This window comes from Streptomyces sp. NBC_01335, assembly GCF_035953295.1.
Classification (GTDB): domain Bacteria; phylum Actinomycetota; class Actinomycetes; order Streptomycetales; family Streptomycetaceae; genus Streptomyces.
Window position 1 is genome coordinate 175,412 of record NZ_CP108370.1, and the last position, 21,043, is coordinate 196,454.

General features: G+C 72.6%; 21 protein-coding genes. 4 read left to right on the plus strand and 17 right to left on the minus strand.

Features of this window, described 5'->3' with window-relative positions; translation table 11 throughout:
- Window positions 1-50: 50 nt before the first annotated feature.
- From OG599_RS00765 to OG599_RS00785, 5 genes are all read right to left on the minus strand, one after another.
- A complete protein-coding gene (locus OG599_RS00765; protein WP_327173931.1) occupies window positions 51-2,147 on the minus strand; it encodes a xanthine dehydrogenase family protein molybdopterin-binding subunit in 2,097 nt (698 codons plus the stop codon).
- Between the two features lie 52 nt (window positions 2,148-2,199).
- Window positions 2,200-3,192, minus strand: coding sequence for an FAD binding domain-containing protein (locus tag OG599_RS00770; RefSeq protein WP_327173932.1), 993 nt, complete (start codon window positions 3,190-3,192; stop codon window positions 2,200-2,202).
- Entirely contained in the window at window positions 3,189-3,797 is a 609-nt protein-coding gene (locus tag OG599_RS00775; RefSeq protein WP_327173933.1) for a 2Fe-2S iron-sulfur cluster-binding protein, read from the minus strand. The genes OG599_RS00770 and OG599_RS00775 overlap by 4 nt, the downstream gene beginning before the upstream one ends.
- A gap of 60 nt (window positions 3,798-3,857) precedes the next feature.
- On the minus strand, window positions 3,858-4,247 hold the full coding sequence (locus OG599_RS00780; RefSeq protein WP_327173934.1) for a hypothetical protein: 390 nt from the start codon (window positions 4,245-4,247) through the stop codon (window positions 3,858-3,860).
- Between the two features lie 162 nt (window positions 4,248-4,409).
- A complete protein-coding gene (locus tag OG599_RS00785; RefSeq protein ID WP_327173935.1) occupies window positions 4,410-5,375 on the minus strand; it encodes an LLM class F420-dependent oxidoreductase in 966 nt (321 codons plus the stop codon).
- Window positions 5,376-5,463: 88 nt separating this feature from the next.
- Between OG599_RS00785 and OG599_RS00790 the strand changes: the two genes are divergently transcribed.
- From OG599_RS00790 to OG599_RS00800, 3 genes are all read left to right on the plus strand, one after another.
- The gene (locus tag OG599_RS00790; RefSeq protein ID WP_327173936.1) at window positions 5,464-5,793 is read left to right on the plus strand and encodes a DUF6479 family protein; all 330 of its coding nucleotides are present in this window, start codon (window positions 5,464-5,466) and stop codon (window positions 5,791-5,793) included.
- 109 nt (window positions 5,794-5,902) lie between these two features.
- Complete coding sequence (locus OG599_RS00795; protein WP_327179892.1) at window positions 5,903-6,778, plus strand: cation diffusion facilitator family transporter; 876 nt, start codon at window positions 5,903-5,905, stop codon at window positions 6,776-6,778.
- Between the two features lie 123 nt (window positions 6,779-6,901).
- On the plus strand, window positions 6,902-7,726 hold the full coding sequence (locus OG599_RS00800) for a VOC family protein (RefSeq protein ID WP_327173937.1): 825 nt from the start codon (window positions 6,902-6,904) through the stop codon (window positions 7,724-7,726).
- A gap of 49 nt (window positions 7,727-7,775) precedes the next feature.
- On the opposite strand, the gene OG599_RS00805 is transcribed toward OG599_RS00800, so the two are convergent.
- From OG599_RS00805 to OG599_RS00815, 3 genes are all read right to left on the minus strand, one after another.
- On the minus strand, window positions 7,776-8,282 hold the full coding sequence (locus OG599_RS00805) for a DUF6328 family protein (RefSeq protein ID WP_327173938.1): 507 nt from the start codon (window positions 8,280-8,282) through the stop codon (window positions 7,776-7,778).
- A gap of 143 nt (window positions 8,283-8,425) precedes the next feature.
- Window positions 8,426-8,926 (minus strand): GNAT family N-acetyltransferase, encoded by a 501-nt coding sequence (locus OG599_RS00810; protein WP_327173939.1) that lies wholly within the window; start codon window positions 8,924-8,926, stop codon window positions 8,426-8,428.
- A gap of 85 nt (window positions 8,927-9,011) precedes the next feature.
- The gene (locus OG599_RS00815; protein WP_327173940.1) at window positions 9,012-10,079 is read right to left on the minus strand and encodes a CaiB/BaiF CoA transferase family protein; all 1,068 of its coding nucleotides are present in this window, start codon (window positions 10,077-10,079) and stop codon (window positions 9,012-9,014) included.
- Window positions 10,080-10,307: 228 nt separating this feature from the next.
- Here OG599_RS00815 and OG599_RS00820 point away from each other — a divergent pair, with 228 nt between their 5' ends.
- On the plus strand, window positions 10,308-10,724 hold the full coding sequence (locus OG599_RS00820) for an organic hydroperoxide resistance protein (RefSeq protein ID WP_327173941.1): 417 nt from the start codon (window positions 10,308-10,310) through the stop codon (window positions 10,722-10,724).
- A 277-nt stretch (window positions 10,725-11,001) separates the two neighbouring features.
- Here the strand turns inward: OG599_RS00820 and hemL are convergent, their stop codons facing one another.
- The 9 genes from hemL to OG599_RS00865 form a co-directional block, all read right to left on the minus strand.
- Entirely contained in the window at window positions 11,002-12,294 is a 1,293-nt protein-coding gene (gene hemL, locus OG599_RS00825; protein ID WP_327173942.1) for a glutamate-1-semialdehyde 2,1-aminomutase, read from the minus strand.
- Complete coding sequence (locus OG599_RS00830; RefSeq protein ID WP_327173943.1) at window positions 12,291-14,336, minus strand: acetate--CoA ligase family protein; 2,046 nt, start codon at window positions 14,334-14,336, stop codon at window positions 12,291-12,293. The genes hemL and OG599_RS00830 overlap by 4 nt, the downstream gene beginning before the upstream one ends.
- A complete protein-coding gene (hemA, locus tag OG599_RS00835; RefSeq protein WP_327173944.1) occupies window positions 14,333-15,730 on the minus strand; it encodes a glutamyl-tRNA reductase in 1,398 nt (465 codons plus the stop codon). Before hemA ends, OG599_RS00830 begins: the two co-directional genes overlap by 4 nt.
- A 4-nt stretch (window positions 15,731-15,734) precedes the next feature.
- Complete coding sequence (gene hemB, locus OG599_RS00840) at window positions 15,735-16,751, minus strand: porphobilinogen synthase (RefSeq protein WP_327173945.1); 1,017 nt, start codon at window positions 16,749-16,751, stop codon at window positions 15,735-15,737.
- A gap of 71 nt (window positions 16,752-16,822) precedes the next feature.
- Window positions 16,823-17,623 (minus strand): aspartate/glutamate racemase family protein, encoded by an 801-nt coding sequence (locus OG599_RS00845; RefSeq protein WP_327173946.1) that lies wholly within the window; start codon window positions 17,621-17,623, stop codon window positions 16,823-16,825.
- Entirely contained in the window at window positions 17,592-18,911 is a 1,320-nt protein-coding gene (locus OG599_RS00850) for an FAD-dependent oxidoreductase (RefSeq protein WP_327173947.1), read from the minus strand. The genes OG599_RS00845 and OG599_RS00850 overlap by 32 nt, the downstream gene beginning before the upstream one ends.
- A complete protein-coding gene (locus OG599_RS00855) occupies window positions 18,908-19,570 on the minus strand; it encodes an arylmalonate decarboxylase (protein ID WP_327173948.1) in 663 nt (220 codons plus the stop codon). Before OG599_RS00855 ends, OG599_RS00850 begins: the two co-directional genes overlap by 4 nt.
- 271 nt (window positions 19,571-19,841) lie before the next feature.
- Entirely contained in the window at window positions 19,842-20,261 is a 420-nt protein-coding gene (locus OG599_RS00860) for a hypothetical protein (RefSeq protein WP_327173949.1), read from the minus strand.
- A gap of 169 nt (window positions 20,262-20,430) precedes the next feature.
- A complete protein-coding gene (locus OG599_RS00865) occupies window positions 20,431-21,021 on the minus strand; it encodes a LuxR C-terminal-related transcriptional regulator (protein ID WP_327173950.1) in 591 nt (196 codons plus the stop codon).
- Between the last annotated feature and the right edge of the window lie 22 nt (window positions 21,022-21,043).

The window sequence follows — 21,043 nt, forward strand, 5'->3', positions numbered from 1 at the left end:
GTCGCCGCTGGTGGAGGCGGCCACGGGGTACGGAGCGTCCCGGACACCACCTACGGCAGGTACGGCAGGACCTTGTCCGGGGTGAGCGGGAGTCCGGTCAGCCGCGCCCCGGTGGCGTGGCGCACCGCGTTGCCGATGGCGGCGGCGGTGCCGACGATGCCGATCTCGCCGATCCCCTTGCTGCCCATCGGATTGAGGTGGGGGTCGTCCTCTTCGATCCAGTGCGCCTCCACGGCCGGCACGTCGGCACAGGCCGGTACGTGGTAGGCGGCGAGGTCGCTCTCGGTGAAGTCGCCGTACACCGGGTCCAGGGTGCTGCCCTCGGTCAGTGCCATCCCGATGCCCATGACCATGCCGCCGATGAACTGGGAGCGTGCGGTGCGGGCGTTGAGGATGCGTCCGGCGGCGTAGACGCCGAGCAGCCGGCGCACCCGGACCTCGCCGGTGAGGGAGTCGACGGCGGTCTCGGCGAAGTGGGCGCCGAAGGCGTGCCGGGCGTACGGGGACTCGGCGCCGGCCTCCTCCCCGGTGTCGGCGCGCACCGTGACGCCCTCGGCGGGCAGCGGCCCGGGGTGCGCGGCGAGCCGGGCGGCGAGGGCGGCCGCCGCCTTGTGCACCGCCCACCCCCAGGACGCGGTGCCGGAGGAGCCGCCGGCGAGCGGCGCGGTGGGCAGGTCGCTGTCGCCGAGGGCGACCCGGACCCGGTCGGCGCCGGTGGAGAGCGCCGCGGCCGCGATCTGGGCGAGGACGGTTCGGGCGCCGGTGCCGATGTCGGTGGCGTTCACCTCGACGAGGAAGCTCCCGTCGGCGGCGGCGTGCGCGGAGGCCGAGGAGGGCCCGACGAGGACGGGGTACGTCGCCGAGGCCACGCCGGTACCGAGCAGCCAGCGCCCTTCCTGGCGGGAGGCGGGGCGGCGGTCGCGGTCGTACCAGCCGAAGCGCTCGGCGCCCTCGCGCAGGCAGGCGACGAGGTTGCGGCTGCTGAACGGCTTCCCCGAGTCGGGCTCGGTGGCGGGTTCGTTGCGTACCCGCAGCTCGACGGGGTCGATGCCGAGCGCGCAGGCCAGTTCGTCCATCGCGGACTCCAGGGCGTACATCCCGGACGCCTCACCGGGGGCGCGCATCCACGAGGGGCTCGGGACGTCGAGGGCGGCCACCCGGTGCACGGTCCGGCTGTGCGGGGAGGCGTACATGATCCGGGCCGGTACGGCGGCCTGTTCCACGAACTCCTTGACGGTGGAGGTGTGGGTGGTGACCTCGTGGCAGAGGGCGGTGATCACGCCGTCGTCGTCGGCGCCGATCCGGACGCGGTGCACGGTGGGCGCGCGGTGGCCGACGACGGCGGGCAGGTGCTTCCTCGGCAGAGCGAGCTTCACGGGCCGGCCGGTGTGCAGCGCGGCCATGGCGGCGAGCACCACCTGGGGGCGCGGGGTGCCCTTCGAGCCGAAGCCGCCGCCGACGTGTTCGGAGATCGCGGTCACCCGGCCGGTGTCGATGCCGAAGACGGCGGCCAGGGTGTCGCGGACCGTGCTGGAGCCCTGGCTGGAGTCGTGGACGGTCAGCCGGCCGTCCGCCCACTGGGCGGTGGTGGCGTGCGGCTCCATGGGGTGGTTGTGCAGGGGGCTGATCCGGTACGTCGTGTCGATCCGGTTCTCCGCGTCCTGGTAGGCCCGCGTGAAGTCGCCGCGTTCGCGGACGGCCGGGAAGCCGCCGTTGGCCTTCTCGGGGGTGTACAGCCCGGCGTGGTCGTCGGTGAGGACGACGTCGTGCGGTTCGCGCGCGTACTCGACGACCACGGCGTCGGCTCCTGCCCGGGCCGCTTCGAGGCTGTCGGCCACCACCAGCGCGACGTACCAGCCCCGGTGCGGGACCCGGTCGTCCTGGAGCACCGCGAGGATCGGGTCGTCGGGGGTGTGCAGGCGTGGCGCGTTGTCGGGGGTGAGCACGGTGTGGACGCCGGGGAGGGCGAGCGCGTCGGCGGTGCGGACGGCGGTCACCCGCCCGCTGGGCACGGTGGCCGGCACGGGCCACGCGTACAGGCAGCCGGGCGGGGTGTGCTCCGCCGCGTAGCGCGCCGCCCCGGTGACCTTCTCCCGGGCCTCGCGGCGGACGACGGGGGCACCGAGCGGCTGGGGGGCGTGGCTCATGACGGGTCCTCGGGCGGAGTCGGGATACGGGGCGCGGGCAGGTGCCGACCGGTCAGGCGGTGGCCCGCCCGGTGAGTTCGGTGAGCGCGTCGACGGTCAGTCTGCGGGCGAGGTCCACCTTGAAGGCGTTGTCGCGCAGCGGCCGGGCGGCGGCGAGTTCGGCGGAGGCGGCGCGGGCGAAGGTCTCGGCGGTGGCCGGGGCGCCGCGCAGCACGGTCTCCGCCGCGGTCGCCCGCCAGGGGCGGTGGGCGAGACCGCCGAAGGCGAGGGCGGCGTGCTGGACGCGGCCCTCGCGCACGGTGAGGACGGCGGCCACGGAGACGAGCGCGAAGGCGTACGAGGCCCGGTCGCGGACTTTGCGGTAGAGCTGCGCCGAGCCCTCGGGCGCCGGCGGCAGGACCACTCCGGTGATCAGTTCGCCGGGGCGGATCACCGTGTCCTGGTCCGGGTTCTCCCCCGGCAGCCGGTGGAACCCGGTGACGGGCACGGTCCGTTCGCCCTCCGGCCCGTGGAGCACGACGGTGGCGTCGAGCGCCGCGAGGGCGGCGGAGAGGTCCGAGGGGTGGGTGGCGACGCAGCTCTCGGAGTGGCCGAGGACGGCGAGGTCGCGGTGGGCGCCCTCACGCGCGGGGCAACCGGTGCCGGGGGCGCGCTTGTTGCACGGTTTGGACACGTCCTGGAAGTACGGGCAGCGGGTGCGCTGGAGGAGGTTGCCGCCGGTGGTGGCGATGTTGCGCAGCTGGCCCGACGCCCCGGCGAGCAGCGCCTGGGAGAGGACCGGGTACCGCTCGCGTACGAGGGGGTGCGCGGCGAGATCGCTGTTGCGGACGGTCGCCCCGATGCGCAGCCCGCCCTCGGGGGTGGGCTCGGTGCGGTCCAGGGGCAGCCGGGTGACGTCGATGAGGACGCCCGGCGTCTCGACGCCGAGCTTCATCAGGTCGACCAGGTTGGTCCCGCCGCCGAGGAAGCGGGCGCCGGGGTGCACCGCCACCGCACGTACCGCTTCGTCGACGGAGGCGGGCCGCAGATAGCCGAGGGGTTTCATCGGGCCACGTCCTCAATCGCTTCGACGATGTGCGGATAGGCGCCGCACCGGCAGAGGTTGCCGCTCATCCGCTCCCGGATCTCGTCGGGCCCGAGGGCGACGGGGCCGCCCGCGGCGAGGGCGGCGGGCCCGGTCGCGTGGGAGGGGAAGCCCTCCTCGGCTTCGGCGAGCATGCCGACGGCGGAGCAGACCTGGCCGGGGGTGCAGTAGCCGCACTGGAGGGCGTCGCGGTCCACGAACGCCTCCTGCACGGGGTGGAGCCGGCCGTTCTCGGCCAGCCCCTCGGCCGTGGTGACACGGGCGCCGTCCTGGGCGACGGCCAACAGCAGGCAGCTGTTGGCGCGGCGGCCGTCGACCAGGACGGTGCAGGCCCCGCACTGCCCGTGGTCGCAGCCCTTCTTGGCCCCGGTGAGGCCGAGGTGTTCCCGCAGGGCGTCCAGGAGCGTGGTGCGGTGGTCGAGCGTCACCGTCCTGGCCGCGCCGTTGACGTGGAGGGTGACGGCGGAACGTCCGGGGAGGCCACCGGGCGGGCCGCCGCCCTCGGCCTCTCCCGGGGGGATCCGGAGGACGGTCTCCGCGTCCTCGACCAGCCGCTGGGGTTCCATGCGCGGGTGCCTTCCGTTCTGCCCGTCCGGACGGTGGTGGTGCGGGGCTGTGCGGGTGGGTCAGCGGCTGGTGAGCCGCAGCCTGAGTTCCTGTTCCTGGTCCCCCGCCGCGGTACCGACCTCCTCCACCGAGAACACCTCGCCGAGATGTCCTCGCAGCCGGTCCACCGCCCAGTAGCCGCCCTGGGCGTCGACGGTGACCGGCCCGGCGAGCGAGGCGGGCCCTGCGGCCTCCTTCTTCGTGGAGACGTCGACGGTCGCGGACCAGACGGTCGGGCGGGGTGTGTTCGTGTCGGCGGGCGCGTCCGCGGCGGCCCGGTCGGAGGTGAAGGAGCGGCGGAGCACCTCGAACACGGTGCTCGCGTCGTCGGTCGTGCACTCGCTCAGCGAGACCAGGACGTCGTAGTTCTCCTGATGCTCGGAAGCGGTCTTGTCGGTGGTGTTCACCATGGTTCCTTTCTCGGGAGCCGGACGCGGCGGAGCCGGCCCGCTCCCAGGCTCGCCCGGCGTCCGGAAGTCGGCGACACGGATACGGCAGTCGGCGCAGTGCCTGCCCCGGGGTCCTGCCCGGGAAGTCACCGCGTACGCGTGGCGATCACGCGCGGGGGCGGCCTACAGGGTGCGGAGCGCGGGCAGCAGCTCCTTCTCCGCCCAGGAGATGAACGACTGCTGGTGCGCCCCGCCGACCTGGATGAGGGCGATCTCCGTGAAGCCCGCGTCGCGGTAGGCGCGGACCGCTTCGGTGAACTCGTCCACGTCGCTCCCGCAGGGGATGGCCCCGGCCACGTCCTCGGGGCGCACGTACGCGGTGGCCTGGTCGAATCCGTCCGGCCCCGGCAGCTCGGAGTTGACCTTCCAGCCGCCCACCGACCAGCGGAACTGCTCGTGCGCCCGGGCCACCGCCGCGCTCCGGTCGGGGTCGTAGCAGACGGGGAGCTGGCCGACCGAGGGTTTGCCGGCGCCGCCGTGGCGGGCGAAGGCGTCGAGCAGTTCGGCCTTCGGTTCGGTGGCGACGACGAGGTCCGCCAGTTCGCCCGCGATCGCGCAGGACTTCGGTCCGGAGACAGCGATCCCGATCGGCACCCGGGTCTCCGGGAGGTCCCACAGCCGGGCGTTCTCCACCTGGAAGTGGGTACCGGCATGGTTCACCACGCCTCCGTCGAAGAGGGCCCCGATGATGCGAGCCGCCTCCTCCAGCATGTCGAGCCGGACCCTGGCGCGCGGCCACCCGGCGCCGGTGACGTGTTCGTTGAGGTTCTCGCCCGATCCGAGCCCCAGCCGGAAGCGGCCCTCGGACAGGATCTGGAGCGTCGCGGCCTTCTGGGCGACGACGGCCGGGTGGTAGCGGACGGTCGGGCAGGTCACGTACGTCATGAGCGGAATGGTCGTGGTGGCCTGCGCGGCGGCGCCGAGGACGGTCCAGGCGTACGGGGCGTGGCCCTGCTCGGACAGCCAGGGGAAGTAGTGGTCGGAGGTGACGGAGAAGTCGAATCCCGCGCGCTCGGCGGCGACGACGTCAGCCACCAGCTCCCGGGGGCCGGTCTGCTCGGTCATCATCGTGTAGCCAATTTTCACCATACAAAACACTTATCCGGTCATATAACTACAAAACATGAATTCAAATGAATCACTGTCTGACGCTCGGCATCCGGGGTATCCGGCATGCATGGACGTATCGAACGGAGCCCAGGCCGCCGCATCCTCCACGCTCGCCGTATCCGGAGCGCTGGGGACCGGCCTCATCATCGCCGCGGTCGCTGTCGTGGCCCTGCTCATCGGCGCCTTCTGGTTCGGCATGCGCCGCCGCGACAAGGAGCTGCCGCCCCCGCGCGCCGACGAACAGCCCATCCCGCCGGACCATCGCTCGCACATCCAGCAGGAGAACGTGCACGGCGAGGACCGTTTCCCCGACGACGGTCACGCCCTCTCCCCTTACGAGCTCGGGGAGCACGACGGCGGAACCACTCCGCCGGAGGGCGACCGGCCCCGTGACTGAGGCGATACGCACCGAGCGCCGGTCCGCCGGCGCTCCTCCGGACGCACCCGGCGCGGGGGCGGCGGGCGCGGAGAGCGGGAAGGACGCCGACCGGCGGACCCGCGTCACCGTGCTCGTCGCCCTCGCGGCGAACCTGGTGATCGCCGCCGCCAAGACCGTGGGCGGCCTCCTGTCCGGCTCCCCGGCCCTGCTGTCCGAGGCGGCGCACTCGGTCGCCGACAGCATGAACGAGGTCTTCCTCCTCGCGGCGCTGCGGCGCAGCCGCCGCCCGGCCGACGCGCGTCACCCGTTCGGCTACGGCAAGGAACGGTACTTCTGGTCCCTGCTGGCGGCGGTGGGGATCTTCGTCATGGGCGGCTGCTTCTCCTTCTTCCAGGGCTTCGAGGCGCTGCGCAGCCACGACCAGGAGTCCCCGTCCGGTTACGCGGTCGGCCTCGCCGTGCTCGGTGTGGCGCTGGTGGCCGAGGGCACCTCGCTCGTCCGGGCCCTGCACCAGGTGCGGGGCGAGGAGGGCGGCGCGAAGGACCCCGCGCTGCGCACCGTGGTCGCGGAGGACGCCACCGCCGTGATCGGAGTGGTCCTGGCCATGGCCGGCATGGCGCTGCACCTGGTCACCGGGAACGCCGTCTGGGAGGCGTCCGCCTCGCTGGCCATCGGGCTGCTGCTCGTCTACGTGGCCTTCCGGCTCGGCCGGGACGCCCGCGACCAGCTGATCGGCGAGTCCGCCGACCCCGGGTTGCAGAAGGAAATCGAGGACTTTCTCGGCCGCCAGGAGGAGATCGACAACGTCGAGTCCCTCCTCACCATGCGGCTGGGGCTCGACTCGGTCCTGGTGGCCGCGCGGGTCGACCTCTCGCCGGGCATCGACAGCGAGGAGATCGAGCGCGTCTCCGTCCGCATCAGGAGGACGGTCAACCGGACCTGGCCCCAGGCCGACCACGTCTACCTCGACATCACCAACGCGCCTCCCCGTGACGGGGTCTGAAGGCGCGGGTCGAGGGAAGCGCCCGGCCGCGTGTTGCGGGACCGGTCCGGTCGGCCGACGCTGGTTCTGGCCCGGCGCACGTCGGCAGACGGGCCCGCCCGAGCGGACGAAGGCAGTGTGAAGATGACCGGTAGCGATCCCCGTACGCCCCCCGCCGCCGCGCCGCTGACCGGCGCGGCGGCACCCTGCTGGGTCAACCTGCTGACCCGGGACCTGGAAGCCGCGCAGCACTTCTACGGCGCAGCCCTGGGCTGGACCTTCCACCCCAGCAAGCTCGGCCCCGAGTTCTGCGTCGCCCGCCTGCGCGGGGTGCCGCTGGCGGGCATCGGTGGCGTCTCGTCCTCGTACCAGACCGCTGTCGCCTGGCTGCCGTACTTCGCCGTCCAGGACGCGGACGTCGCGGCCGGGCGCGTCCGCGAGCGCAGCGCGACGGTGGCGGTGGGGCCGCTGACGCTCAACGAGGGGCGCGGGGTCCTGGCGTCCGACCTGGACGGCGCGGTCTTCGGGCTCTGGGAGCGCCTCTCGCCCCCCGCCCCGCGGTCCACGCCTGCCGACCGCTCGTACGCCTGGCTGCGGCTGCGCACGCGGAACGCGTTCGACGCGGCGATCTTCTACGGCGGAGTACTCGACTGGGCCAGCGGCCGGCCCGGGAGTTGCGAGGTCTCCTACGAGGAGGACGAGGTCATCGTGCGCTTCGAGGGACGCCCCCTGGCGCGGATCAGTTCCGGGGCGGTGGAGGCCTCACCCGATCCGGTGCTGCGCCCCCACTGGCAGGTGCAGTTCCTGGTGGAGGACGTGACCGAGACGGCGGAAGCGGTCCTCCGCTCCGGCGGCACGGTCACCGCCCTCAACGAGGTCCGGGGCGGTACCGAAGCCGTGGTGCGTGACCCCGACGGCGCGGTCTTCGGTGTCACGGACGCCAGCAGCCCGGAGGCGGGTCTGACCTGAGGCGGGTTCGGCCCGAGGCGGGTTCGGCCAGGAGGCCCCGCGGCCCGGGTCAGGACTCCGCGGGACCGGTGGTGCCCTGCCCGTGGTCGCGGGCGATCGCCCACAGCGGGAAGACGAACCAGCAGACGGCGAACCACACCGCCATACCGCCGACGAGCCAGAGCGCCAGGTGGTTGTGGAGCGCCACCCGCAGGATGAGCAGCAGCGCGCTGCACATGGTGCCGAAGAGCAGGACGAGCCCGAGGACCGTGAGCCGCGAGGCCCAGGTCACGGTCTGCGGCTTCAGCCGGCGTCCGGTGAGCAGCCGGTGGTAGGAGACGGGGCCGATGAGGGCGGCGGCCGTCGAGGAGCCCAATATCACCGTGACGACGTAGATGTTGCGGTCGGTGGTCCCAAGTTCGGCGAACCGGGGCTGGAACACCACGGCGAGCAGGAAACCGAAGAGGATCTGTACGCCCGTCTGCGCGACCCTGAGCTCCTGGAGCAGGTCCGTCCACCGCCGGTCCGCCCGCTCCTCGGCGCTCTCCTGACGTCCGTCGTCCCGTGCGAGTGTCACGGCGGATCTCCCCTCGTCGGCGTGGACCGCCGGGGCGGTGCGCCGCCGGCCGGGTCCTACGCCTTCCCCGCGCCCGTCGCGCCGAATCCCGCGGATGAGGGGCGCTGAGCACCCCGGCGCGCTCGGTCCGGCGGCGCGGCGACTCAGGCGATGGTGAGCGTCAGCTCGGGCCGGTCCCACATCACGTACGGCGGGGTCGCGGGTGCGGTACCGGTGCGTTCGGCGCCGACGCTGCGGTAGAAGCCCTCGGAGGGCGGGTGGGAGACCACCCGGACGGCGTCGAGACCGGCGCGGCCCGCTTCCTCGCGCAAGTGCGCGATCAGGCGCCGGCCGATCCCCCGCCCCTGGGCGGCGTCGGCGACGAACATGAGGTCGAGTTCACCGGTGGCGCCCGGTCCGCTCGCGTTCCCCGGATCGAGTACGAGGGAGTAGAAGCCGAGCACCGGGCCGCCGGCCCCGTCGGCGGCGACGAAGACCCGGTGGGTCTCGATGTAGTCGGGTCCCACCCGGTAGCCCTCGACCATGGGCGCCCAGGGACCCTCGTACGCCCGCGACGCCCTGACCAGGCGGGTCAGTCGCTTGGCGTCCCGGGCGACGGCCCGCCTGACGAGTACCGCACCGGGGCCGGTGTTCCGCGTGTCCATGGGAACAAGTATCGCCCGCGGGGTGTACGGAGTGATCCCGCGGGCGCCCGCACGGAACGGTCCGCCGGCGGTCACGGCGCGGCCGTCACCGCACCCACTCGTCCCACACCTCCCCGGTCTGCCCTCCCGGCACCGGGGACGGGCCGGGGGCGGCCACGGGGGTGCGTCCGAAGCGGGACGCCGGCGCCACCTGGCGGCCGCCGTCGAGTTCGAGGAAGGCGTTCCGGGCCGCGAGCTGAGGATGGTGCGCCGCTTCCTCGGCGGAGAGCACCGGAACCGTACCCGCGTCCACGGCCGAGAAGACCTTCACCCAGTGGCCGCTGTCGTGCAGGCGGAACCGGGCGGCGATCTGGCTCCGCAGCAGTTCCCACTGCGCCGGGTCGTCCCGGTCGGCGAGGTCCGGGACGCCGAGCAGGTCCAGCTGGGTCAGGAGGGCCTGGTAGAGGCGGGGCTCGATGGCGGCGACGGCCATGTACCGGCCGTCGGCGCAGGCGTACACGGCGTAGTGCGGCGCGTCCGTGACGGTGTGCACGCCCGGCGCGGAGCGCCACTGGTGGACCAGCGTCGTGACCAGGGCGGCTCCGTCGCTGAGCGCGGTGTCGACGACCTGGCCCCGTCCGGAGTGCGATCGTTCGTACAGGGCGGCGAGCAGTGCCTGCGCATGGGCCATGCCCCCGCCGGCGAAGCTGGAGAGGTAGGCGGAGGGCGGGAGGACGGGAGAGCCCGTCTCCGGGTCGGTCTCCAGGGCGCCGGTCAGCGCCAGAACGGCCAGGTCGTGCGCGGTCCGTTCGGCCCACTCCCCCGACTGGCCCCAGCCGCTCAGCCTGCCGTAGACGAGCCGGGGGTTTTGTCCGAGGACGTGCTGCGGGCCGATGCCCAGCCGCTCGGCGACACCGGGGCGGAAGCCCTCCACGAGCACGTCGCTGTGCGCGGCGAGCGAAAGGGCGCGCTCCACGCCGTCGCGGCTCTTCAGATCGATGGCCACGGAACGGCGGCCGCGGGTCAGAGGGTTCGGGCCGAACGCGCCCTCCTGAGCGCCGGCCCGGTCGACGCGCACCACGTCGGCGCCGAGTCCGGACAGCACGGTGCCGACAAAAGCGGTCGGGGCGGAGCCCGCGAACTCCAGCACCCGAACTCCACGCAGCGGACCCACGGGACCAACTCCTCGTCATTCCAGGGAAATGTGGATAACTACCAGGGAGAAAAGCCGGGGAGAACAACGGGCTTCTCGCGAAAGACGCTAGACGCGGGCGGTCGCGCGGTCACTGCGGGAATCCGTAGCGCGCCCTGTGAGTAAGGAAGTTCAGGGTTGGGTGAGGCGCCTTCCGCCTCTGCGCAGGGTATTTCCGCTTACTTCTCGAGAAGAATGGACGGACATCGCATGGGAATCGTCTACACCGCCGAGGTGGAATCGTCCGGGGACGGCCGCACGGGCCGGGTGCGTTCCTCCGACGGGCTGCTGGACGCGCGGCTGACCAGCCCGAAGGAAGTCGGCGGCGCGGGGGACGCCACCAACCCGGAGCAGCTGTTCGCGGCCGGCTGGGCGGCCTGCTTCCACAGCGCGCTGCGGCTGTCGGCCAGGGAGTCCGGGGTTTCCCTGCGGGACGACGTCGTGACCGCCCACGTGGCCCTGAACAAAGGGGAGGGCGGCTTCTTCCTGTCCGCGGCGATCGCGGTGGAACTGCCGGGCCTGCGCCCCGAGGAGGCCGAGCGTCTCGCGGCGCAGGCGCACGGCAGGTGCCCGTATTCGAAAGCCGTCCACGGAAACATCGAGGTGCTGGTGACGGTGAAGGTCTGACCGCCGCCGGACCGGGCCGGGTGCGCGGGTGCGCTCCGGCCCGGAGCTTCACCGGAGGCCGGTGCCGCCACCCCCGCCACCCGCGATCAGCAACCGGGGTGGCCCGACACACGGGGTCGGGGCCTCCACCGCTCCCTCTCCCTCTGTCTCTGTCTCTGCCAAGGGAAGCTCTCACCCGGCACGGACGCCCGCACGGCAGCGCCCCCGCCTCCCGGTCGGTCCGGGCGCGGGGGCGCTGCTGCGTGTCGAAGGGTCCTGCTCGGTTTCCCGGTCCGTCCTATGCCGCCGTCGCCTTCGCCGCGGCGGCGGCCGCTGCGGGCAGGGCGTCGACGACGCGGCTCACGGCGGTGTCGTCGTGCGAGGCCGAGACGAACCACGCTTCGAAGGGCGAGGGCGGCAGATAGACGCCCTGGCGCAGCATCTCGTGGAAGAAGGCGGTGTAGCGGTACGACTCCGTGGCGCGCACGTCGTCGAAGTTGACCACGGGGTCCTCGGTGAAGAACACCGAGAACATCGTGCCGGAGTACTGGACCCGGTGGGCGACGCCGACGCTCTCCAGGGCGGCGGACACCTCCCGCCCGAGAGTGGCGGACACCTCGTCGAGCCGGGAGTACACCTGCGGGGTGCAGTTCCTGAGGGTGGCGAGGCCGGCCGCGGTGGCCAGCGGGTTCCCCGACAGGGTGCCGGCCTGGTAGACCGGCCCGGCCGGAGCGAGGCGGCCCATGACGTCCGCCCGGCCGCCGAAGGCCGCGGCGGGGAACCCGCCGCCCATGACCTTGCCGAACGTCAGCAGGTCGGGGGCGACGCCGTCGCGTCCGTACCAGCCGGACCGGGTCGCGCGGAACCCGGTCATCACCTCGTCGGAGATGTACAGCGCGCCGTGGCGGGCGGTGATCTCCTTCAGCCCGGCGTTGAAGCCGGGCAGCGGCGGTACGGCGCCCATGTTGCCGGGCGCGGCCTCGGTGATGACACAGGCGATCTCGTCGCCGATCTCCGCGAAGACCTTCTCGACCGCCGGCAGGTCGTTGTAGGGCACGACGACGGTGTCGCCGGTCTGGGCGCCGGTCACGCCCGGGGTGTCGGGCAGCGCGAAGGTCGCGAGGCCCGAACCGGCCGAGGCCAGCAGGGCGTCCACGTGCCCGTGGTAGCACCCGGCGAACTTGAGGATCTTGTTCCGGCCGGTGAAGCCGCGGGCGAGGCGGATCGCCGACATCGTCGCCTCCGTACCGGAGTTGACCAGCCGTACCTGCTCCACCGGGGCGACACGGGCGACGATCTCCTCGGCGAGTTCCACCTCTCCGCCGGAAGGCGCGCCGAAGGAGGTGCCGTTGCCCAGCGCGCTCTGGACGGCCTCCAGCACCGCGGGGTGGCGGTGTCCCAGGATCATCGGGCCCCAGGAGCAGATGAGATCGACGTACTCCTTGCCCTCGGCGTCGGTCAGGTAGGGGCCGGAGGCCGAGGCCATGAAGGGCGGGGTGCCGCCGACCGCGCCGAAGGCCCGTACCGGGGAGTTGACTCCGCCGGGGGTGACCTTCTTCGCCCGCTCGAACCACTGTGCGCTGGTCGTCACCGGGCTTCCTCCGTCCCGGTGGTGAGCGCCGCGTCGAGCACCACGGCTCCTCGGGGCAGCACCCGGACGGGGTTCAGGTCCAGCGAGTAGCCGGGGGCCCAGTGCCGCACCAGGTCGGCGACCCGGTGCAGGACGTCGGCGGCGGCGGCCTTGTCGGCGGCCGGCCGGCCGCGGACGCCGTCGAGCAGGGCGGCGCCCCGCAGTTCGGCGAGCATCTCGGCGCCCTCGCCGGGGCGCAGCGGCAGCAGCCGGTGGGACACGTCGTCGAGGACCTCGGTGAAGATCCCGCCCAGTCCGGCGGTGAGGACGGCCCCCAGATCGCTGGAGTGCACTCCGACGATGAGTTCCACACCCTCCTCGACTAGCTCTTCCACGAGCACGCCTCCGCCGAGGGCGGACAGCCGGCGGAAGGACTCGGCGGCGGTCTCCGGGGTGACGCCGATGCGCACGCCGCCTGCCTCGGTCTTGTGCAGCAGGCCGGGCACGACGGCCTTGAGCACGGCCCTGCCGCCCACCTCCCGCACGGCGCGTACGGCGTCCTCGTCGTCCGTCGCGGTCCGGCCACGCGGCACGGCGATTCCCGCGCCGGCCAGCAGCGCCTTCAGCTCCGGTTCGGTGGTCCCGGCGGGGGTCCGGTCCTCGCCGGGCGTCGCGGCGGGCAGTTCGGGCCGCGGCCGGCTCACCTCCCACAGGGCGGCCGCCGCGCGCAGGGCGCGGCCCGGCGTCGGGTATTCGGGGAGCCCGGCCGCGCGCAGGTCGTGAGGGGCGTCGGGGGCGAGGAAGTCCGCGCCGGTCCGGGCCACCAGGATCGGCTTGCCGCCCTTCTCGGCGGCCTTGCGGAGGCTGGTGACGGCCTTCTCGACGTCGGGGCCCGCCATCACGCAGAAGCAGGCCACGATGATGTCCACGGTGTCGTCGGCGATGAGCACGTCCAGGGACCGGTCGAACAGGGACGGGTCGCTGAGCACGGTGGCGGTGATGTCCACCGGGTTGTCGATGGCACCGAAGGCGGGGACTATCTCGCCGAGCGCGGCCTTGCTCTCCGGGCGCAGCGGGCTCAGTGCCAGTCCGCTCCCCTCGATGGCGTCGGCGGCCAGGATGCCCGAGCCCCCCGAGGTGGTGACCACCGCGACACGGTTGCCGGCCGGGCGGCGCTCGGACTCGAAGACCCGGGCCACGTCGAGCAGTTCGTCGATGTCGTCGACGCGGACGATGCCGAGCTGGCGCAGCGCGGCATCCAGCACCCGGTCGTCGGTGGCGAGCGCTCCCGTGTGCGAGGCGGCGGCCCGGCCGCCGGCCTCGGTCCGGCCCGACTTCAGCAGCGCGACCGGCTTGCCGGACGCGGCGAGCGCGCGCAGCGTTCCGATGTCCGGGGTGTCCTCCAAGTAGCCGAGGAGGCCGGAGACTTCGGGAACGGTGGCCAGTTCCCTCAGGACTTCCAGCGCGGTCACGTCGGCGTCGTTCCCGGTGCTGACCACCCAGCCCGGGCGCAGCCCCCGCTCCAGGGCCAGGCTGGCCGCGCCGAAGCCGAGTGCACCGCTCTGGCTGACGAAGGCGAGGGTGCCGGGTTCGAAGGGCACGTTCTCCGCGCCGAAGAGCGGGCTGAAGGTCGCCAGGACCCGGTTCTCGTAGCCGACGGCACCGATGCAGTTGGGGCCGATGATGCGCAGCCCTCCGGCCCTGGCCTTCGCGACGATCTCGTCCTGCAGCCGCGCGCCTTCCTCGCCGGTCTCGGCGAAGCCCGACGAGGCGATGATGGCGAGGGGAACCCCGGCCGCCACGCAGTCGTCGACCGCGTCGGCCACCCGTGCGGCGGCGACCATGATCAGGGCGAGGTCGACCGGCCCGGGCGCGTCCTTGACGCTGGGGTACGCGGGGACGCCGAGGATCTCCGCCGAGCGGGGGTTGACCGGCAGGACGCGGCCCTTGTAGCCGTACCGCAGCAGGTAGTCCATGGGCTTGCGGCCCAGGGCGCCGGGGCGCTCGCTCGCGCCGATCACGGCGATGGAATCGGCATTCCACAGCGCCGATATGTCACTCATACGATGGCCTCGATCTGTTCCGTGGTCGGCTTGGGGTCTGTGGTGGGGTGTGCGGGGTCCAGGGGCACGAAGACCGCGCCGAGGGCCTCGATGTAGCGGGCGCCGTCCGCGTCGGCGGCCAGTTCGCGCACCCGGACGGTCGGCCGGTGCAGGAACTTGTCGATGATGCGGTGGACGCTGCGGTTGATCTCCTGGTGAGCCGCCCGGTCGATGCCGGTCAGGCGCTTGGCCAGCCGGTCCAGTTCCGCGTCGGCGGCCTCGGTCACGGACTGGCGCATGGCGGCCAGGACGGGGCCGGCTCCGGCGAGCCGGAGGCTGGTCCGGAAGGCTCCGACCTCCTTGTCGACGAGGACGTGTGCGGCCCGGACGCTGGCGACCGAGATCTCGTCCTGCTCGCCTTCCTCGGCGATCCGCTGGAGATCGACGAAGGTGACCCCGGGGACGGTGGCCACGGTGGGCGCGATGTTGTGCGGCATGGCCAGGTCCAGTACGAACAGTTCGCGGCCCTGACGGGCCGCGACGGCGGCCACCACGTCGTCGAGGCCGACGACGTGGCCGGTGGCCGCGGTCGCCCCGACGATCACGTCGACCTCGGTCAGCAGCCGCGTCACCTCGTCGAGGGCGAAGCCCTGGCCGCCGGCGGTCTCGGCGAGCCGTTGCGCCTTTTCCGGGGTGCGGTTGGCGAGGTGGACGCGGCTCAGCCCGGACCGGCGCAGCGCGGCCACCACGACACCGGCCATCGACCCGGCGCCGATCACCAGGGCGGTCTTGCCGGTGAGCGAGCCCACCTTGCGTTCGAAGAAGGCGAGGCCCGCGGTGGCCAGGGAGCGGCCGGCTTCGTTCAGGCCGGTCTCGTTGCGGGCGCTCTTGCCGACCCGCAGAGCCGTCTGGACCGCTTTGGTCAGGACCTTGCCGGTGTGGCCGAGTTGCTGGGAGCGGTCCAGGCCGAGCTTCACCTGGCCGAGGATCTGGTCCTCCCCCACGACGACCGAGTCGAGTCCGGACGCCACGGTGAACAGGTGCCGTACGGCTTCGTCCGCCTGGTGGGAGTAGAGGTGCGGGTCGAGCTCGGCCCGGTCCACGCCGGTGTGTTTGGCGAGGAGGTCGCGCATGTCGCTCTGGTCGGCGTGCGGCCGGGCCTCGGCGTACACCTCCAGGCGGTTGCAGGTGGAGACCACGACGGCGGCGTCGACTCCGGCGACGGAGGTCACGTCCCGGACCAGGTCGTCGATCGGGCGGTCGGTCGCGGACAGGCGTTCCAGGAGGTCCAGCGGGGCGGTGGCGTGGCTGATCCCGAGGGCCAGGAGTCCGGGCCCGCCGGTGCCGGGGGCCGTGCGGGGATCCGTCGCGCCGGGTGCCGTCGTGCCGGGTCGGGGGGAGGCTTGGTGTGTCATGGGGTCACTGGTCCAGGCTGTCGGCGAACTCGGTCGCCCAGTAGGTGATGATCTGGCCGGCGCCCGCGCGGTGGATGGCGGTGAGGCTCTCCCGGATGGCGTTGTCCCGGTCGATCCAGCCCTTGGCCGCGGCGGCTTCGATCATGGAGTACTCGCCGGACACCTGGTAGGCGGCGACCGGGACGTCCACGTGGGCGGCGATGAGGCTCAGGATGTCCAGGTAGGCGAGGGCGGGCTTGACCATCACCATGTCGGCGCCCTCCGCCACGTCGAGGTCGACTTCGCGGAGCGACTCCCGGATGTTGCCGGGGTACTGCTGATAGCCCTTGCGGTCGCCGGTGAGCGTGGACTCCACGGCGTCGCGGAAGGGCCCGTAATAGGAGGAGGCGTACTTGGCGGAGTAGCCGAGGATCGCCACGGACTGGTGGCCGGCGGCGTCCAGCGCCTCGCGGATGCGGCGGACCTGACCGTCCATCATCCCGCTGGGGGCGACCACATGGGCGCCCGCGTCGGCCTGGACCACTGCGGCCTGGGCGTACAGCTCGATGCTGGCGTCGTTGTCGACGTCGCCGTCCGCGTCCAGCACGCCGGTGTGGCCGTGGTCGGTGTACTCGTCCAGGTTGATGTCGCCGATGACGACGGTGGAGTCCCCGACTTCCTCGTACACGTCGCGCAGCGCGGTCTGCAGGATGCCGTCCGGGTCGACGGCTCCTCTGCCGAACGGGTCCTTCTGCTCGGGTATGCCGAACAGCATGAGAGCGCCGACGCCCTTGTCGACCGCCTCCACGGCGGCCTTGCGCAGCGTGTCACGGGTGTGCTGGTAGACGCCGGGCATGGAGGAGATCTCCCGCGGTTCGTTCAGCCCTTCGCGCAGGAAGAGGGGCTGTACGAGGTTGGCGGCCGACACGCGTGTCTCGGCGGTGAGACGGCGCAGGGCGGGGGTGCGGCGCAGGCGGCGGGGGCGGTAGAAGGGAGCGGGGCTCCCGCTGGAGGCGGAGTTCCGGCCATAGGCAATGGACATGACAATTCTCCTGGAGTGGGGACGGACGGAGGGGTGGCGCCGGCGGGGCCGGCGGTGAGCGGGAGAGCGGGTCAGAGCGCCGCGCCGAGGAAGACCTTCTCCAGGTGCGCGGTGACGGCCGCGTCGGGCCGGCTGAACCAGTAGCCGTGCTTGCTGCGGGTGAACAGACCCAGTTCACCGAGGTTGACGAAGGTCTCGGCGAGTTTGACCGTCAGGCCGGCCGGGTCGATGACCGGAAGTCCGTGCAGCTCGTGGATGCCGAGGTGCCACAGGATCTCGTTGGGGATGCCCTCGGCGGGGATGATGACCTCGGCCCCCGCGCGGGCCGCCCGTTCGGCGGCGGCCGAGTACACCTCGACGAACTGGTCGAAGTCGCCTTCGAGCGACTTGTGGACGGAGTCCCAGCCGCCGGGGACGACCTCGTACCCGGTGAGGGAGGAACTCAGCCCGTAGCGCTGGATGTTGGCGCGGATGGGCTCTTCGAGCGGGGGCATGAAGCCGAGGACCGAGAAGCGCTGGCCGGTCATGGCGGACAGGAAGAAGGCGCTCTCCCCGTAGCCGAGGGTCGGGATGCCGGCCAGGTGGCGGGCGTCGCGCAGGCCCGGATCCTGGCCGGCCGCGATCACCCACGCGTCGTATCCCTCGCGTTCGGCGGTCACCGCGGACTGGGCGAAGTGCTGGGAGAACAGCACCTGGGCGGAGTGGTGGCCGACCAGCCCGAAGGGCGTACGGGCGGGGTAGGTCTCGGCGGGCAGCGTCTTGATGTCGACGGTGGTGCCGGGGGCGACGATGGCGTCGAGGTGCTCCCGGTACCACTGGTCCAGGAGCGGGAGGCGGCCTTCAACGGTGTGTTTGTGAAACCAGATCTTCATGCGCTTCGTCCTTCACTGCGGTGGCGGTCGGGGTGGGCGCGTGCGGTTCCTCGGTGGTTCGGGGGGAGCCGGGCCCGGTGGGCCGGCTCAGCGGTCTCGGGGCGCAGTCGAGCAGCGAGGCCGTGGTCAGGTACGCGAGGGCCGACTCCGGGTCGGCGGCGGTGCGCCGGACGTCCGCCAGCGCCCGCTCGAGGGCGCCGGCGTCGTCGATGCCGGCGGTGCGGGCCTCGCTGCGGGGGATGACCGAGGAGCTGACGACGGTCCGGCGGAGCTCCAGGGCGGCGGTCAGGGCGGTGTCGGGAGCGCGTCCGGTGTGCACGTCCACGAGGGCGCGTCCGACGGCGACCGCGTCGTGCAGGCCGCAGTTCATGTTCATGCCGCCGGCGGTCGAGGTCAGGTGCGCGGCGTCGCCGATGAACAGCAGGCGCCCGGCGCGGTATCGGGGCAGTACGGAGGAGACGAGCCGGTAGGTGTGGGCGTCGGCGACCGGCAGGTCCGCCCCCACGCCGGGCAGTGCGCGGGTGAGCAGTGCGCGTACCGCCTCGGGGGTCACCACCTCGTCGCGGGGGACGTCCTGGGGTATCCGGAAGATCAGCCGCCAGTGGTCGGGCATGCCGAGCACGCTGTACGACGCGCGTGCGTCCCGGACATAGCTGAGCGGAGCGAGGCCGGGCACAGTCGCGTCGAGCGGTTCCCGGGTGACGATCCGCAGCGCGTAGTGCGGGTACGCACGGGTGGCGGCGGGCAGGCCGGCGAGACCGCGCAGCGTACTGCGGCTGCCGTCCGCCGCCACGACGTGCGCGTAGCGGCCGGTGTGCGCGACCCGGCCGTGCCCGGTGTCCCCGGCGGTCAGCTCCACCGCGCCCCGTGTCCGGCGGGCGGCGGTGACGGGGGCTCCGAAGTGCAGGGTCGCCCGCCCGGTGTCCCGGAGTGCGTCGAGCAGCAGGGGGGTGAGCCGGGACTGTTCGACGTGGAGGCGGTGGGGGTGGCCGGTGGTGCCGGCCAGGACGCGGTAGTCGAGTTCGGCGTGGACGTGTCCGTCCAGGTCCCGCCACTGGATACGGTCGACCACGCGTCCCAGCCGGTGCAGTTCGGCCGCGACGCCGAGCTCCCGCAGCAGGTCGAGTGTGGAGGGGTGGAAGGTGGAGGCGCGCGACGCGGTGGAGAGGGCGGGCTGCGTCTCGTAGACGGTGACCGGGATTCCTGCTCGTGCCAGGACGAGAGCGGCGGTCAGCCCGACCGGGCCGGCCCCCACCACCGCGACGGGCTCGGTGCGCGGGGCCTTCACGCCGCGACCGCGTGTCCGGCGAGCCGCTTCAGCAAGGGGTGCACGTCCCCGCCGGACAGGGGCAGGCCGAGCGTGTCGCGGGCCCACCAGGCGCCGGCCAGATTCGAGGTCAGCAGGGGCCGTTCGGTGTCCCGGGCGAGTTCGGTCAGTGCCGCGAAGGTGAACATGCCGGTGCCGGTGAAGAGCAGCGCGGCGCCGACCGGCAGCTCCGCCTCCCGCACCTGCGCGACGAGCTCCTCCGTCGTCACGTCGTAGGGCGAGAAGCGGTCGCCCGCCCGCACCTTCACCACGTGCTCGACGTGCAGGCCGGCGTCCCGCCAGTAGCGTTCGGAGAGTTCGGTGAGCCAGGGCATGTACGGAGACACCAGGACCAGCCTGTCCACCCCGGCGGCCTCGGCCGCCGCGAGTATGGCGAGGGCCGCCGAGCGGACCGGGCGCCCCGTCCGCTGGGAGAGCCGGTCGCAGAGCTCACGGTCGCCCCGGGGCGAGAGCAGGTAGTGCGAGCCGGTGCAGGCCACCACTACGGCGTCGAGGCTCAGGCTGCCGAAGTCGCCCAGCGTGTCCGGGAGAACCTCGTTGTACCTTTCCAGCCGGCCGCGGAGATCCCGGTCCGGGAGGACGGGGAAGCGGGCCGTGTAAAGGTCGGCGTGCGGAGCCATGAGACGGCTCAATTCGGGTTCCACCGCAGCGTTCGCGGGGGGCACGACCACACCCAGTCTCGATGGCGTTTCCGGAGCCATGGCGGTTCCTTCCCCAACTCGCTTCTTCCGACGTGGAAAATGTATTCGAGCCGGCGAGGCAAGCCACTACGGGAAGCCGTAGAACACTGCGGGCCGGACAAAGGAAACAGGGCGGGTGGAGAAGTGAATACACTTCTCCACCCGCCCTGCCACGAACTTCCGACGCCTCGGAACGAGTCGTCCCGTCGCTTTAACGGCCGGCCGCCTCGGCTATCAGTTCGTCGATCTTCGCCCGCCTGGTGAGCGATCCGTTCACGGCCCAGAACCCTTCGGGAACTTCGTTGACCACCGTCCAGACGACGGGTTCTCCGTCGACGGCCTGCTGGATGATCGCGGTGACCTCCGCAGCCAGCGCTTCGTTCCGCTCCGCGTCCAGGAATCCCTTCAGCGGAGTCACCACGACCAGAAAACCGGGCTCGACGCCCGGTGCCCCGGTCGCCGCACTCCCTTTCTCGGCCTCCCGCACATACACCCAGGTCGCACCCGCGAAGAAGTCGGTCTGCGGCAGCCCCATCCACTTCAGGACCGCGCCGGCCACGTCCTTCTGCACCGCGGCGACGGCCGGGCCGGGCAGTGCGCCCGAGGGGGCGGTTATTTCGACGAGCGGCATGACAATTCCCCTGACATTCCATTCGGCGCGGGTTGCCCCGCCACCGTGTCCGACTGAACAGAAAATAGCCCCGGGCACGTGGCCGGGACACTACGGAAGTACGAAGCGCCCTGAATCCCTCACTGGAAGCCGCCCGCGAAGTCACCCTCCCGGCCCGTCGAGGTTTCACTCACCCGAAACCGGGCGCCGCACGGCGGAGCACGGTGGCCAACTGGGCGCGTCGTTGGATTTCGAGCTTTCGGTAGATGCGCGTGATGTGCAGTTCGACGGCCCGGGTGGACACGGTGAACCTCTCCGCTATCTGCTTGTTCGTCATGCCGTCGAGCATGAGAGTCGCGATACGGTGTTCGTGCGCGGTCAGATCCTCCTGGACCGCGGTGCGCCGCACTTGGGAATTCCGCTGCGGGCGGGATGCGGGAGCCCGGGTCCCATCGCGGACGATACCGAGGGGACCGTAGGCCGTGGGGGTGCGTTCCAGGGCAGCCAGAATCACGTGCCCCATCTCGGCGTCCCATTCCCTGATCTTTATGTCCGTGGCTATCTGTGCCTGGACGTACGGGGACGAGTAGACGATCCGTAACAGTGAGGCCCGGTCGGGCGCCTCGCACAGGAGCAGTTCTCCGCTGCCGTCCCGCCAGGGACCACCACCGAGCAGAATGCCGCGCTCCGCCATTCTCTTCCAGTAGGAGCGGTGCGCTTCACCCACCCTGACGCGCTCTCTCTCGCCTTCCCGGAATTCCATCTCCACTATGAACGCCATGTGCCTTCTCCCTCGCGACCGG

Bases quoted from the DNA above. Each gene is read 5' to 3' on its own strand.
- OG599_RS00765 (WP_327173931.1), bottom strand. From the start codon at position 2,147: ATGAGCCACGCCCCCCAGCCGCTCGGTGCCCCCGTCGTCCGCCGCGAG.
- OG599_RS00770 (WP_327173932.1), bottom strand. From the start codon at position 3,192: ATGAAACCCCTCGGCTATCTGCGGCCCGCCTCCGTCGACGAAGCGGTA.
- OG599_RS00775 (WP_327173933.1), bottom strand. From the start codon at position 3,797: ATGGAACCCCAGCGGCTGGTCGAGGACGCGGAGACCGTCCTCCGGATC.
- OG599_RS00780 (WP_327173934.1), bottom strand. From the start codon at position 4,247: ATGGTGAACACCACCGACAAGACCGCTTCCGAGCATCAGGAGAACTAC.
- OG599_RS00785 (WP_327173935.1), bottom strand. From the start codon at position 5,375: ATGGTGAAAATTGGCTACACGATGATGACCGAGCAGACCGGCCCCCGG.
- OG599_RS00790 (WP_327173936.1), top strand. From the start codon at position 5,464: ATGGACGTATCGAACGGAGCCCAGGCCGCCGCATCCTCCACGCTCGCC.
- OG599_RS00800 (WP_327173937.1), top strand. From the start codon at position 6,902: ATGACCGGTAGCGATCCCCGTACGCCCCCCGCCGCCGCGCCGCTGACC.
- OG599_RS00810 (WP_327173939.1), bottom strand. From the start codon at position 8,926: ATGGACACGCGGAACACCGGCCCCGGTGCGGTACTCGTCAGGCGGGCC.
- OG599_RS00820 (WP_327173941.1), top strand. From the start codon at position 10,308: ATGGGAATCGTCTACACCGCCGAGGTGGAATCGTCCGGGGACGGCCGC.
- OG599_RS00830 (WP_327173943.1), bottom strand. From the start codon at position 14,336: ATGAGTGACATATCGGCGCTGTGGAATGCCGATTCCATCGCCGTGATC.
- hemA (WP_327173944.1), bottom strand. From the start codon at position 15,730: ATGACACACCAAGCCTCCCCCCGACCCGGCACGACGGCACCCGGCGCG.
- hemB (WP_327173945.1), bottom strand. From the start codon at position 16,751: ATGTCCATTGCCTATGGCCGGAACTCCGCCTCCAGCGGGAGCCCCGCT.
- OG599_RS00845 (WP_327173946.1), bottom strand. From the start codon at position 17,623: ATGAAGATCTGGTTTCACAAACACACCGTTGAAGGCCGCCTCCCGCTC.
- OG599_RS00855 (WP_327173948.1), bottom strand. From the start codon at position 19,570: ATGGCTCCGCACGCCGACCTTTACACGGCCCGCTTCCCCGTCCTCCCG.
- OG599_RS00860 (WP_327173949.1), bottom strand. From the start codon at position 20,261: ATGCCGCTCGTCGAAATAACCGCCCCCTCGGGCGCACTGCCCGGCCCG.
- OG599_RS00865 (WP_327173950.1), bottom strand. From the start codon at position 21,021: ATGGCGTTCATAGTGGAGATGGAATTCCGGGAAGGCGAGAGAGAGCGC.